10 protein-coding genes are annotated in these 15293 nt (G+C 38.0%); 3 read left to right on the top strand and 7 right to left on the bottom strand.

Features of this window, described 5'->3' with window-relative positions:
- Positions 1–28: 28 nt before the first annotated feature.
- Positions 29–1294, bottom strand: coding sequence for a cation:dicarboxylate symporter family transporter (locus tag AC50YG_RS19070; RefSeq protein ID WP_494828669.1), 1266 nt, complete (start codon positions 1292–1294; stop codon positions 29–31).
- 239 nt (positions 1295–1533) lie between these two features.
- Between AC50YG_RS19070 and AC50YG_RS19075 the strand changes: the two genes are divergently transcribed.
- Both AC50YG_RS19075 and AC50YG_RS19080 read left to right on the top strand, forming a co-directional pair.
- Entirely contained in the window at positions 1534–2805 is a 1272-nt protein-coding gene (locus AC50YG_RS19075; RefSeq protein WP_494828671.1) for a sensor histidine kinase, read from the top strand.
- 4 nt (positions 2806–2809) lie between these two features.
- Entirely contained in the window at positions 2810–3739 is a 930-nt protein-coding gene (locus AC50YG_RS19080) for a DNA-binding domain-containing protein (protein WP_494828673.1), read from the top strand.
- Between the two features lie 131 nt (positions 3740–3870).
- Here the strand turns inward: AC50YG_RS19080 and AC50YG_RS19085 are convergent, their stop codons facing one another.
- On the bottom strand, positions 3871–4875 hold the full coding sequence (locus AC50YG_RS19085) for an S-layer homology domain-containing protein (RefSeq protein ID WP_494828675.1): 1005 nt from the start codon (positions 4873–4875) through the stop codon (positions 3871–3873).
- Complete coding sequence (locus AC50YG_RS19090; protein ID WP_494828677.1) at positions 4826–5593, bottom strand: GLUG motif-containing protein; 768 nt, start codon at positions 5591–5593, stop codon at positions 4826–4828. Before AC50YG_RS19090 ends, AC50YG_RS19085 begins: the two co-directional genes overlap by 50 nt.
- Before the next feature lie 546 nt (positions 5594–6139).
- On the opposite strand from AC50YG_RS19090, the gene AC50YG_RS19095 reads away from it, so the two are divergent.
- Positions 6140–6907 (top strand): FAD synthase family protein, encoded by a 768-nt coding sequence (locus tag AC50YG_RS19095; RefSeq protein WP_494828679.1) that lies wholly within the window; start codon positions 6140–6142, stop codon positions 6905–6907.
- A gap of 104 nt (positions 6908–7011) precedes the next feature.
- On the opposite strand, the gene AC50YG_RS19100 is transcribed toward AC50YG_RS19095, so the two are convergent.
- Genes AC50YG_RS19100 through AC50YG_RS19115 form a run of 4 tightly spaced genes read right to left on the bottom strand, consistent with a single transcriptional unit; the run spans position 7012 to position 15247 of the window.
- A complete protein-coding gene (locus AC50YG_RS19100; protein ID WP_494828681.1) occupies positions 7012–10227 on the bottom strand; it encodes a glycosyltransferase in 3216 nt (1071 codons plus the stop codon).
- Positions 10228–10244: 17 nt separating this feature from the next.
- The gene (locus AC50YG_RS19105; protein ID WP_494828687.1) at positions 10245–11888 is read right to left on the bottom strand and encodes a class I SAM-dependent methyltransferase; all 1644 of its coding nucleotides are present in this window, start codon (positions 11886–11888) and stop codon (positions 10245–10247) included.
- 20 nt (positions 11889–11908) lie between these two features.
- Positions 11909–14026: a hypothetical protein gene (locus tag AC50YG_RS19110; RefSeq protein WP_494828690.1), complete on the bottom strand. Its 2118-nt coding sequence runs from the start codon at positions 14024–14026 to the stop codon at positions 11909–11911.
- A gap of 21 nt (positions 14027–14047) precedes the next feature.
- Positions 14048–15247, bottom strand: coding sequence for a LicD family protein (locus tag AC50YG_RS19115; RefSeq protein WP_494828692.1), 1200 nt, complete (start codon positions 15245–15247; stop codon positions 14048–14050).
- Positions 15248–15293 lie beyond the last annotated feature (46 nt).

Genomic DNA, 15293 nt, shown 5'->3' on the forward strand with positions numbered 1-15293 from the left:
CGTTCCCCCTTGTTATGAGCTTATGAGCTTATGAACTTTTTTTGAGCGTCTCCAAATATTGTTGTCCCTTATTCTGATCATATTGTTTCTCCCATTTCGCCATAACAACCGCGGCAATGGAATTTCCAAGGACATTGACTACTGAACGGGCCATATCCAAAATCCGGTCAATACCCGCGATAAAGGCAAGCCCTTCGAGCGGAATGCCGACAGATCCAAGGGTGGCCAGCAGAACGACGTATGAAGCGCCCGGCACCCCGGCAATTCCCTTCGAAGTCAGCATCAATACGAGCACCAGCATAATTTGAGAGCTAATCGGCATGTGAATGCCGTACATCTGTGCGATAAACAATGCCGTTATCGCTTGATATAAGGTTGACCCGTCTAAATTAAACGAATATCCGACCGGTATGACGAAAGAGGTAATTGATTTCGGTACCCCGAACTTTTCCATCTTCTCCATCATCTTAGGGAGCGCTGTTTCGGAGCTTGCTGTCGAGTACGCCAGTATGAGTTCATCTTTCAAAATGCGAATGATCGATATAAGACTGGTGCCGCATATCTTCGTAATCAGGCCAAGAATAAGCACCACAAACAGAATCATGCCCACATATACGGCCAATACTAATTTCCCCAAAGGCAGCAGCGAGGCGATGCCAAATTTGGATACCGTCATGCCGATTAATCCAAAGACGCCGATTGGAGCAAATTTCATAATTTGATTCGTTACCCAAAACATCGATTCGGCAAGACCTTGGAAAAAAGAAAGAACCGGCTTCCCTTTTTCACCAATAGCGGCAATGCCCAGACCTAGAAATACTGAGAAAAAGATGATGGCGAGCATATCGCCGGCTACTAAGGATTCGAAAATGTTTTTCGGAACAATATTCACAAATGTATCCATGAAGCTATGATTGGTCACTTTTTCCGTTGCTTCCACATAACTCGTGATGTCCGACTTGGCTAACCCCGCCATATTGACACCGGCACCGGGCTGAAAAATATCCGCGATAAGCAGGCCGAAAACAATAGCTGCTGTCGTGACAATTTCAAAATAAAGGATCGTCTTCCCACCCAGCTTGCCGAGCTTTTTAATATCTCCTACACCCGCTATTCCGACAACCAGGGAGGAGACGACAATCGGAACGACAATCATCTTGATTAATCGTATGAAAATGTCTCCTGCCGGTTTCAAGTAGCTTTCGATGGTTGGGTTACCATAAAAGATAGCCCCTACGGCTACCCCTAATACGAGGCCGACTAAAATTTGAAAAGCCAAACCAAATTTTTTCATCATGCTTCCCCTTTTCTATAGGTTATTAAGCGCTTTCATTTTGTGTAGTTTCGGTGTTTCTTTGAATGGTCTCATTGTACGGGCAAGCTACACAAATCTATTCGAATCTACAAATTCGTCATAAGAATTTATAAATTTCGGCATAATGAGGAGACAGAAGGACGCTTTTCACGAAGGAAAATGGGAAATGATGTCGAATGTCTGTTACGTCATGCAAGAAAGGGGGCTGGGATGCAGCATTGAGAGACAAATGGCTTTTGTTTCTGCTCATGGTTGTTTCGGTGCCGCTTGCGGGGGAATTGAATTTTTATCCGTTTCATAATGATTTTCGGGTCAGTCTGGGAACGCCCACCTTCTTTCTGTTTTTACTCTGGCTGAGGTTTCCTTCCCCTTTTGTCTCCGGCCTGCTTGTGGGCGCCGCGGTTACCTTTTTTCGCACGGGGCTTGAGGTGGCCATCGAACCGGCCAGAAGCTGGGACGCTGCTTTTCTGCACCACTATCCGGTATTCTTCTATTATTTGACCTATGCGGTGGCATTTAGAGCTGTACGACTGAATCGTTATCATAATCGCCCCATTATTCTCGGTTTATTAGGCGTGACGATTGAAATTGCTGCATCGCTCACAGAGCTGCTGATACGCTATTCAGTTACGGAGCAGGTCGTGAGCTTCTCTACTTGGAATCAAATTTTGCTCATCGGGATTTTCAGAAGCTTCTTTGTGCTTTCCTTATTCAATCTCGTCATGCTGCGGCAATCGAAGGCGGCCGAAGAGCTGACGCGCAAGGAGAATGAGAAGATGCTGCTGCTCATCTCGGAGCTGTATGAGGAATCCATTCAATTGAAGAAAACGCTGCACAATGCCGAGAACATCGCTCGGGACAGCTACGGACTCTATCAATCGTTAAAAGCTGAACATCCCGCGCCGCTTGAAGAGCTGGCTCAAAAGGCTCTACAAATTGCCGGACAGGTTCATGATATCAAAAAGGACAATCAACGCATTTATGCCGGACTGTCCGGCTTAATCACGCACGAAAGCGAATATATGCGGGTGGAAGCCTTAGTCGATATTGTTCTACGATCCAATCAGAAATATGCCCGCTCGCTCGGCAAGCAGATCGATTTCTCATTGCACACGGAGGGAGTCTTTCCTTTGTGTCACGTATACGTTTCTTTGTCCTTGCTTAACAACCTGGTCGTGAATGCCGTTGAAGCATTAAATGAAACAGGCACTATTCGAATCGAAGTTAAGCGGAAACAGGAAGCTGTTGTTTTCACCGTAGCCGATAGTGGCCCGGGCATTGCACCCAAGTATCGGGAGAAAATCTTTATGCCCGGATATACGACGAAATACGATGAAGCCGGCACTCCCTCTACGGGCATTGGCCTTGCTTACGTCAAGCAAGAGACAGAGCGGCTGCTCGGAACCGTCCGAGTTCAAGCTGGCAGCGATGGAGAGGATACTATTTTCACGATCACACTGCCTGTGGATCAAATAGGAAAGGAGGAGTAGAACGATGCGTTTCTTTATTATTGATGATGATCCGGCCGTACGCTCCATGCTGGAGCAAATGATTGAGGATGAGGATTTGGGAAGTGTTGTAGGCGAAGCGGAAGACGGGGCGCATGTCGATCATACTTTGCTCGACCTCAAGCAAGTGGATATCGTGCTGATCGATTTGCTGATGCCCATTCGTGACGGCATAGAAACTGTTCGAGCCCTATCAAGCAGCTTCAAGGGAAAAATCATCATGCTATCTCAAGTGGAATCGAAGGATATGATCGGCAAAGCCTATTCCTTCGGAATTGAACATTATATCACCAAGCCCGTCAACCGTTTGGAATTCATTTCGATTGTTCGCAAAGTTTCCGAGCTGCTGCGTCTGCATCAATCGCTTCGAGATATTCAAAAATCGCTCAGTTCCCTAGGCTTAGGCGGCGCATTAACAGAGAAAGACCCGTCATCCAATGATAAAAGCATCATCACTTGCGGAAACTACGTTTTATCGGACCTTGGGCTAATCGGCGAAGCCGGCTGCAAGGATCTGCTAGAGATGCTCGATTATTTGTTCCGTTATGATCGCGATCATCCATTGGAGCAGGGCTTCCCTCCGCTTCAAGAAACCTACAAGCAGCTCGCCCAGAAGAAGCTAGGCCCCACAGCTTCTGCACCCGACTTGAAAAAAGAGGTCAAAGCCGCCGAGCAGCGGGTACGGCGGACGGTGAATCAGGCGTTAACCCATTTGGCCTCTTTAGGGTTGCTTGATTATGCGAATCCAAAGTTCGAGCAATACGCGAACAAGTTTTTTGATTTGAGCGATATCCGCAAACGGATGAAGGATTTGGAGAATGAAGAAGCCGATTCCGCCAGCTTGATCCGCCAAAACACCAAGAAGTTCATTCAGGTCCTATATTTTGAAGCTAAAAAGCTAATGAGCCAGCGGTAAATGGGAGCGGCCTTTGATAGACTGCATCATAATGACTTGCAGTTCCTTCTCCGCCATACGTCCCTTTTACGGAAAAATGAAAAAGCAGCTCTGTCCCGCTCAAGGGCAGATCTGCTTTTATTTAAGTAAGATTAAGTCAAGCTATCCAACAGCGCTTTTACTTGCGGGTCAAGCCGCAATACATTCAGAATCACAGTCAGAGCCTCTGCGCGTGTGGCATTGCCCTGCGGATCGAACGAACCGCCACTTTTGCCAGTGATAATACCCGCTGCTGCTGCATCCTTAATGGCTTCGCCCGCATAGGAGCTTGCAAGAGACATATCCGTAAAGCTGCCTTTGGAAGCATCTTTATCTACACGATCCAGATTCACAATACGGGATAGGAGGATCACCATTTCTTCGCGGCTGATCGTTTGGTTCGGCTTGAAAGATCCATCGCTATATCCGCCAAGCACACCGGCACGAGATAAATTCTCGATTGCCTCTTTCGCCCAGTGACCGTTCACATCTTTAAAAGCAGCAGACTGCTTCGTCCCATCGCTAATATTGAATATGCGAGAAATAAGCATAGCGAACTCCGCACGTGTGATTTTGCCATTCGGCTTGAACTGTCCCTCCCCATAACCATCGATAAAATGCAGCTTCACAAATGTATGAATCGTCTTTTCAGCCCAATGTCCTGTAACGTCAGCTAATTTAGTCTCTATATTCGCTTCCTTCGCTTCTGCTACCTTGGCTTCGATGGTTTTAACCAGGTTGGCTTGGTTAACCATACCGTCATTAAATACATCAACCATCGGTGATGTCGGTACTGGAGTCGGAGCTGGTGTTGCTGTCGGAACCGTCACCGTTCCTCCTCCTGATCCACCCGATCCACCGCTTCCTCCAGTTGTTGCAGCGGTTACTGTAAGGGTGGCCGTGCCTAATTTGCTCGAATCCACAGTGGATGTTGCTGTAATCGTATAGTCGCCTGCTGCTGCGTCTACTGCCACGGTTACGAAACCATTCGCATCAACGACTACCTTTGCTTGAGTATCACTGCTTGTCCATGCGACAGTCTGCACGGCTCCACCTGCCACGGCTACTTCAGCTGCCTGCTGCGTAGCTGTCGCTGATCGGACCGCTATTGATACCAACCAATCCACCTACTCTGCCTGTCCCATATACAGTTCCAGTTAGAATGACATTTCCTGTGGCGTAGCTGCTTCTAATCGTTCCATTGCTATGTCCAACTAATCCCCCGATCTCTTTATCACTTCCTGTTACATTAGCAGTGGAGTAACTATTGCGTATCGTTCCATAATTGTCGGCAACCAAACCCCCAATTCTATTTGCTCCAGACACCGTTCCAGTGGAGGAGCTGTTGCTAACGATTCCTTCGTAGTTGTTTCCAACCAACGCTCCTACGTAATTTCTCCCTTTAACATCCACGTTCTCCAATATCATATTGCTAATTACGCTATGATAAGCTAATCCAAAAAGGCCTACCGTATCCATGCCCGTTCTATCAATCGTTAGATTTCTGATTTTAAAACCATTGCCGTCTATGTTTCCTTTAAAATAATAATTGCTATCATAATTTGTATCCGTGCCTATTGGTTCCCAGTTGTATCCAGTCAAATCAATATCTGCTGTCAGCTTAAAGTAAATGCCCGCTTCTAAATAATATCTAACCTGATTGAGCTGGTCAGCGGTTGTAATCTGATAAGGTTCCTCTGCTGTACCCGCTCCTGCAGCGAAACTCCCTGCTGCCGATGCCCTGCCTTCTACAGGAATAAGAATTCCCGAGAAGCCGCCTATCACCATCAACATCACCAGCATGATGGATATTCCTTTTTTATACTTATTGCGCATTCTATTTCCCCCCTATAATTCTGATAAATCTAATGATCATGCACAGTAAAAGTCGAAGCTTCGTCCTGTATGTAGAATTTTGTCTATCTTGCTCATTGTAGAATGACCTTTTATAAAAACATATCCCCCCAAAGAGGGGGGATATAGAAGCTCTTAACCAATCATTTCTATGAAAAAAGCAGACCAAAAAAGCGCCAAGGACACATCATGTGCTTCGACGCTTCAACTCCTATTAACTATACATTTTCGCTTGTCGCACTCTAGATCCGTTTTTCCCATTCCCCCTTTATACCAATGTTTATAACCTCTTGTAATTGAACGTATCAATGAAATCATTCTAGTCCGTGCTACCCATCCGGTAGAACGAGAAGCCAAGATTATTAGCTCCCCTCGAGCATAATCCAAGCTACTCAATTCTACGTCATCATCTCACTTCTCAACAAACCTATACTTTGCTACAATGAACATGTTGCTTGGAGTCATCTCTCGCTAGTAGTTTCCACTAAATACAATAGAATTCTAAAAACAGTCATGGGAGAGGATTATATGTCTTCATCGACTAAACAGATTGTGATTTTTGCTGCAGGATATTCATTTGAACAATACATGGAGCATTATGGAGAGCAATTCCCCCCGAGCTTTTTAGTCGATAATGATAAAAAAAAATGGGGCACAACAAAGCTGAGCTATGAGATAAAAAGTCCTGACTCTTTATTAACTATACCTTCAGATAAGCTCCATATAATTATTTGCAGCCTGTATTATAAGGAAATTGAATTACAGCTTCACCGGATGAACATACATAATTATTTTATCTTCTCACATAAAAAAGGCCCCATTATTAATAACTTAGCTTCTGAGGCTAAGATCCATTTATTCGAAATAAAGCCTTATAAAATAGGCTATATTGCCGGAGTATTCGATTTATTTCATATTGGACATCTAAATTTACTTCGTAAGGTAAAAGAAAGATGTGATCACTTAATTGTTGGAGTCTTAGCTGATGATTTAGTTATGCATTTTAAAAATATTGTGCCTTTTATTCCACAAGATGAACGACAGGCTATTATTCAAGCTTTACAATACGTAGACCAGACCGTGTCAGTAACAATAGAAAATATTGATAAAATGGCTGCATGGAAAATGTACCGGTTTGACTGCTTATTTTCCGGAGATGATTGGAAGGATGAGCCTAGCTGGAATGAAGATAAACAAAGATTAAACCAGGTTGGCTCTAATATTGAGTTTTTCTCTTATACAAAAGGTACCAGCTCTACACAGATACGAAATTTGATTCAGAAATCTTTGGATTAAACATGGGGTTTGAACGATTACAACCGCTATTTCATTCGTAAGTTCCCTATAAAATATAAATGGCCGACCACCACGTTAAAATAATGGAGGTCGGCCATTTATATTTAAACAATTTTAAAGAGTTCTTGAAAGGCTATATAATCCTTATATTTTTGCAGACCAAAATCTTTTAATTGTTTTTCAATTTCCGAACTATAATAGGTTGTAATAACAATATATAAATCTTTCCAATTTTCAACCTTTTCAGGATGTAAAATTTCATTTCCTTCTAAGTTTGCACCGCTATTTCGTTTATCATTATCAAGAAAAAACCTCACCGGCATATCAGGGTACTCTGCCAATACATCTCGACATATTCTACCCGTCCCAAAATAAACCAATTTACGACTATTTCTCATACTATCAATAAAAGCATTTCTAAATAATTTAATCATATCTTCACCAGCAAATTGAGGCAAGTTTTTATATTGGTTCTCCATATACTCGGCTATATTGATAGCGTCTAGTTTTCCATATACTTTGTCCTCAAAATAAGAGCCTTCAAATATTTGCACATCCTTACTCTTGGGTATTCTTAGAAATGCCTCAAATGGTAAAGAGACCTCATAATTTTTAAAGGTTACATACTCCAAATAATCTTTGAAATAATTACAATAATCTTTTATAAAGTCTAAAGCTCCTTGATGTATCTTACTAATGACAAAAGCGTCTGTATATGGCTTTTCGGTATTTTCAAATACCGGTATGATTGAATGATCTCGCTTAATTAATCCAATACATGCTTGACCATAATCGGACAGAATATGTTCTCTCAATAGCCCCGAAATTGCCGGTGAAAAATCATAAAAGCTTTTCATTTCGAAATTCCCTTTACGGCTCATCTGCATGCCTTTTACGGCATCACTATGCATAAATAGAACATCTATGGATTTTCCTGCCGCCTTAACAAATGCGTTTTGAATATTTCCTGAGTACCCGATATCAAAAGCAATATCTGTTTCCTTTACATCATTATAATAATGCTTTAATATCTCTTTTGCCTCTTCATGTTTATTTTTATCATAAAAGTGCTCTAAATAAACTTTCATGAAGCTCTGGTACTCGAATTTTGATACAAACTTATTTCCCTCTAAAATAGCAGCATTCTCAAAAATCTCTAATTTAGCTTCCGTTGTTAGCTCATTCGTGCAAAAACTCAATAAATCCATAATGGTAGAAGGACTGTATTGACGATATACAATGGGTAGATTCATAAAATCCACTGTACTCTCCGTTGATACAGGTAGTAGCATTTTACGCGAAGTGTAGATATATTCTGATTTGGGAGCCCGCTCTACATGCTTGGACCAAATATCATATGCCTGTTTTACAAGAAAGCCGTCCCTCGCCATAAATAATATTCTTTGATAAGCTGAGGTTTGTTGCAGCGTCCAGTTCACCACACCTGCTAAATGCATTCCGAGTGCATAATAGCCTATAAAATAAGGATCTGCATTATAATCACTTTCACTGTTAAACGGCCGGAATGGATTATCGAAGTAATGATTAGCCGCAATAGCTATCATCGAACCGTATCCTATGGAGTCTAACAGCTTACTACTATCTAAAATAACACCACTAACTTTATGAGCTAGTGTGCTGCATTCGCCTGTGTCAAATCCCTTTACATTATTTTCAAATAGGTTAATGGTTCTTGGAATATAGACAGTATGCAGTCCCATTTGACCCGCTTTTATTATATCGCTATGATGATTATCTCCCAGGTGTAAAATACGCTTTCCAGCAACCTGTAATTTGGTTAATACCGTTTTAAACAAATCTCCAGTCTGCTTGGAACGACGCTCTTTTGAAGATAAGAAGATTTCTTTGTAGCCCGTGTATCCATTTTTACGAAGCAATTTTTCAATTGTATCTTCATCCAAGTACATATCCGATACAATGATAATTTTCTTCCCTGCATACAAAGCAAACTCATACAATTCTTTAAGCGTCTTCCTTGCAGTAGTGAACTGCATTTCCAACTTCTTCTCTTCATCCTTTAAATTGTTACAAATATGCGCAGGAATTTCAAAACCGTCTCTTATAAAATCATATATTTCATCTATAGTAACATCCTGATAATCAGGATGTTTCTTACGAACAATAACTCTAGCAGCCATTTCAGCATCGATTCTTATTTGGTGGAAACTGATATTAGATTTATATTCCTTCTCAAGCTGCTTATCCAGCAAATAAAACAAATCAGTCGGTCTATAAAAGGGTCTTGTGATTAAAGTATCAAAAAAATCAAAACTAATATATTCATATGCCGGATCCCAGATTTTTTTCTTAATCTCTTCAAGCTCATCGTTCCAAATTGTTATATTTTTTCTAAATAGCGCATCCTCTTTTTGAAACTCACCTTCATTGATGTATCGAGAGCGCAGTATTTCATACAGTTTGTCCTTATCAACTGCATTACTAATAGTACTCAATTCCCTGTTCCAATACTTAATACAACAATTCCTAAAATCATAATACTTTTTAAATATATTTTCTGATGCTTCTATAGTTTTTAAAAAAGTCTTTACAAATTCAAATACCTTAAAAATATCCCTTTGGTTTTTTTCTAAGTTTTCAAATGATGCTAACTTTAAATCCGTTGAACTTCCTGCGTTCTGACAGTAATAGTAAATACTATTTTCAACTTTAGTCATTTTTTTTGCAAAATAAAATAGCGGGAAAGAGAAAGCTATATCCTCCATCATGACGATATGCTCTTTCTGCTTAAGATAGTATGGCAGACAGTTATCCCATAAAGTCTTTTTATATAGTTTATTCCATATCGTATGCCAGCTATAGCATCTTCCTTCTTGGGCTAAAAACGCATTAAAAACATCTTCGTTTTCAAGCTCTTTATTAGGAAAAGTAATATCATGCATACCAAATACTACCTTTGTATTTTTCTCCATCACCGTACTTGCTAGGACTATATCAGATTGCTTCTCTTCCGCCTCCTTTATTAGCAATCGATAAAAATCTATTCCTAGATAATCATCACTATCGACAAATGAAATATAGTCACCTGTTGCTTTTAAGGAGCCAGTTACTCTGGCTCTAAAAAGACCCAAATTTTCCCGGTGTGCTATATAGAGAAAACGATTATCTCTAGACTGATACTGTTTTATTATTTTTTCTGCATTGCCCGTTGAAGCATCATTTACTACTATAATTTGGAGATTAGAATATGTTTGTTTAAGAAGAGAATTCAAACATCTTCCCAAATACTCTTCTGTATTATAAACGGATACAACAACTGATATCAGTTTCTCATTATTCATTTTCTTGTCTCCATTTTCTATTCTAATAAACGTTTTGCATTATTATACATAGTCTCTTTATTAACATACGAACGCGCAAAAAAATTATTTTTATATTCACTATATTTCCTATTTAAAGAAACAAAGTTATGCTCTTCTTGCTCGAATGACTCCCATAAATCTTCTAATCCAAATCTATTTTTTAAATCTTCTAGCATGACATAATTGTCGGCATTGCCAATAAAGAAATAAGTATATTTCAGTGCTCTGAATAAGATATATTTTGCCGGGTAGTTTTCTTTAACAAATTCCTGGTCAAAAAAGACAAGATCGTCATTATGATAAAAACAATTCACCGGTACCATATCAATGTATGCTTTCTCCAAAATAACGCCGTAATCGATTTCTCTATCATAACCATGTATACTCTTATTCACTTCTAAAGTATGTTTAGAGGACTGTAGAATATATTCTTGTAGTTTATCAAATAATAAAACGAACTGCTTCTGATCCTTTCTTATTATTTTTTTCAAGTACTCTGATAGCGTATCATATTTTAAATAAGGCATTATTAAAGCTTCATTTACTAAACTAAAATCAATCACTTTAACATTTCGCGCCGCTAATTCTACAAGATTATTTTGTGTGTTCTTTAATTGTATGTTTCCTTCAGGATACAACGGTGTTTTTTTTACAATATTATTGCTATGAATAGTTGTAGCAAATGCTTCTTTACGTCCCCTATCTGTTGAGACCGCGGCATAAACAACATCGCAAAAGTTCGCCTCAGTTGAACACTCCACCAAAAATGAATTGGAAAAGAAAGGTAACATATTATTTTCTATGATATCCTCGTACAAATCAATTTCATTAGCGATTAAAGAAGCATTAGTTAAATAATAGGGTACTACTCGCTCCCTTATACTAGTCTGTGGTATATAGTCTTGTGAGTAGATGAGCTGTGGCAGCTTATAATCGGGTAATGGAAAATAGAACTTATATTCGGAAAGTCCCGCTGACTCAATGATCTCTATGATTTCCTGTTTGCTGAAAGAATAGCCGCTATTCCCGTGCGGATATCCATTAATCCCTGAGAACGGAATGCCCGTATGTGAATCAGGTGCGCCACAAAAGTATTTTAATCCGTATCTATTTTCAACAGCCACAATAATTCTTCCACCTGGTTTTAGTAATTTCATTATTTTTTTAAAAAACTCCGAATATATTTCTCTATTGGAGCTTCCAAAACCGATAGACTCTAATGTTCCTATAATCGTTATATAATCAAACTGTTCTTTCAGTACAATATCTTCTATTCGGCCTGCATAGACAGTAAGGTTTCCCCTATTTATGTGCCTTTTATAAATCTGCTCGGCTCGATTTAAAAACCGTTCAACTGAAACGACATGACTACACTTATCGCAATATAAACCTGTCAATCCTCCAAAGCTTCCCCCAATTTCTAATAAGCTAGCATCGGTTTTGAAAGAATACCAGTTCAATAGAGACTTTCTCATTCGCGTTAGATGGTAAAATACTTTCCAGCGTCTATCACTCGAAATTATATCCTCATAATCATCCTGATCATTTTGAGAAATATATGAGCAAATATGTTGTTCTTCTGCACTTAACGCTTTCTTATCCTCATCATGCACTACATATTGTGAGTTAAATATAGCCATCTATAATACTCCACCTTTACTCATCTATGCAGCGTCAAATGCCGTTGTTCATAATCATCCAACAGTTTGAAATCTTCAAATATACTGAATTGCTCATTAGTATACTTTTGCTCGCGATATTTAAAAATCGTCTTTACAACATACTTATGAATCTCCGAGTTACAAATATACATATTTTTAATAAATTCCAGAAAGTACTCTTTTATTGCTTGATGCATATCCTTTACATAATTTAATTCTTCAATACTTCTATCGTCTGATCCGTATATAAATTGCCCATTAGAATCCATACTAGCTATAGATGGAGCTAAAGAAGTTATTATTGTTTCTAAGAATAAATAATCTTCATATCCATTCTTTTCCACATTTTCAAAAAGAGATTCACTCGGCAGCATTCTTTTTGCTTCGCTGTAGAAATTGTACTTGCAAAAATATAGTCCTATCATATTATAAGGAACAAATTTATTAAGCAGCAGTTGACAAGTTCCCGATGCTACAAAATCAATAAAAGCGTACTTTTTACCTTCAGCTAATCCAATATTTTTCATATACTCTAAGTATCTATTCCTTAAGGTTTTGGATTCTTTAAAAATTTCATTCTTAAACTGTAAAGAATACGTTACAACATCCGAATGTATTTCTTCGCTATATTCGACAACCTCTGCTTTCAGATTGAATCTTCTTTTAACCATTAAGCTTGGTTCATGACCATATGGAACACGTGCAATTCGCTTAATATCATCTTCTTCTTTTACGGAAGCCGCTGCACATAGAGTTCTAGATGTTTGAAAATAAATACCTGATGGGATATTCAGATTGAGTTCCTCTAAAGCTATTTCGTAAAGTTGATGAATAATTAAACCGTCTCTAGCTGCAAAAAGGACATCCGTATAGTTCTCATTTTTCACTTGATCTATTATCCAAAGCGTGTATTTTGTTAAAAGCGGGGCAATAAAAGAATAACCATAATCATAAATGGATCGCAGCTCAGGTTTCCCATCAGCTTGATAAAGTACAAAAGGATTATTAAAAACTTTAGCGCTGAGCATCCCTGCCATGGAGCGTTCATTTATAGAATCTATACTGTGGAGAAGATTTCGATACGAGGATAGGCAAAACATATCAGAGGCGCTGCGTATCAGAAACTGGTCAATACTATAATTTTCAGCGAACTCTAAATCATTTTCACCGCTTACTCCAATGTAAAGGCATGATTTTTCTTTTATTTCGTTTTTTAGAAACTCAAATAAGCCCTGCTTTTTTGTTCTGTGATATTCGCAGGATAGAAACATATCTTTATACTGGCTTATTCCAAAAGAGTCCAAAAGCTTTCTAATTATTTTTTCAGGAAAATAGGAGTCAGCAATTAAATAAACCTGCTTACCATTCTCAACTGCTAACAACAGTAATTCCACCATTTTTTCTCTACGGCAAATCATACTTTCTTCTACTTCAAGCTCTATCAACAATGCTCTTTTGGCCATATCCTCTGTAATACTTGTGTATTCTTTAATTTTATTATAAATATCATATATAGATCCGTTTTTCAGAGTAACTTCTTGTTCTGCTTGTTTTCTAACTTCCTTATATCCAGGTATAAGGATATTTCTATCTTTAAATTTCTCTTCAAGAATTTGAAAGACATCCGTGTGAGTAAATGTCTTTCTCATAATAAGCACATCAAAAATAGAGAAACTTATAATATCATGCTGTTTAATTTCATCTCTAAGCTTAGATTCACTTAATTCTAGATACTCCTCTTGCTCTTTTGTCAATTTTGAATATTCAAAATATGTGAATAAATTCCTTCCATCAACAGCATAAAGTGAAATTTGATTTGTGTAACACATATAGCTTATTCTATCGTAAATGACTTGTAAATTTTCATCATCTGCTGCTACAATAATAATATCAGGTCTACTTTCCAGCACTTTTTCATAAGAAAAAATCCTTTTTCCAAATGCTGTTCCGTATTTATTTCTATCATCTAATAACCCAATAATATTGTAATCGGGATACTCGTCTACAATATAGCCCGCTATTATACATGTTCCATAAAGCACTATTTTTTTGTTTTTGTGTTTCTCGAAGTTTTCGTTAAAAGACTTCAAAATAGACGCTTTATATACCTTTTCCATAAGTATCCCCTTCCTACAAGATTAATATTCTTCCTTTACATACAGATAATATTCATCTATCCCCATTTTCAAAAGCTGTATTGAAATTTCATGATAATATATACTGCAAATAATTAGTCTCAAATTTTTTTTTTGAATATTTAAAATGGCATCTGGATTTTCAATAGAAATACCTTGTATTTTTGTTCCCCATTTATCCTGGTTGTTATCTACAATAAATAGCGGAGAATGCCTTTTACCTTCGCTTTTTAAATAGCGCTCTAACATCTGCCCTGCTCCAAAAATCACTATCGTTTTGCCCTCCAAACCCACAAACATCTGATTAAACTTCAACAGATAATTTTTATATGGAGTTAAAGTGTCTATAATACCAAGATGTTTTGGAATTCGCTTCTCTACTGGGGGATAACTCATACAATCATCACCATATTGTACTTTCAAGATATTATTGTATCCAATTGGCACTGGTAATTGTAAATATTCAAACTTCATTAGAACTGTTTTCTCAAAATCTTTATTTTCGTATAGATAGGGTAATGCTTTGTCGAGATAATAACTGAAACTTGTTATATATTTTGAACTTTTGCAGCACATTAAAGCATTTTGTAGTTTTCTGTACACTTTAGTTCTTGGCAAAAAAAATGAAATCATTCTATAAAATAACCCTTGAAAAGTTGAGAGTCCCAACATCCTTTTAAATTTTTTATATGTTTTTGCATAAAGCAATCTTTGATAGAATCTTATTTTTTTTATCTGATTTCTTCTTTTGTTCTCTTCTTCAAACAGATAATCTAGTATGCATATATCTATAAATATACCAAAGTTTCCATTGCTTTGTGTATGAAAATATTCAATGTTGGTTGTATTACTATTTCTAATTCTAGCTATACCTCCCAGATAAATTTCTCGATCAGTATCCTCTGTTTGAAAAAAATAGGGATGCTTAAATTCATGTGCTGCTATCTCTTTTAATTTTTCAAAATCTTTTCTAGGCATTAGAAAATCAATATCATCATCCCAAGGTATATACCCCTGATGCCTTATTGTACCTATTAAAGTACCCCCAGCTACAAAATATTTTATATTATATTTTTCACAAACCTCTTTAAATTTTGCAGCTAAATCCAATTGAATTGCCCATATATGTTTAATTTCTCTCGAAACTTTATAGCCACTTCTTACTTCATCTTGTAAAAAAGCAATTTTCTCACTTACGTCCAATATCATAACACCTCCATTCTTCTGTAATTCTCATCTTTTCGAATTG

The organism is Paenibacillus sp. J31R34 (genome assembly GCF_059383715.1).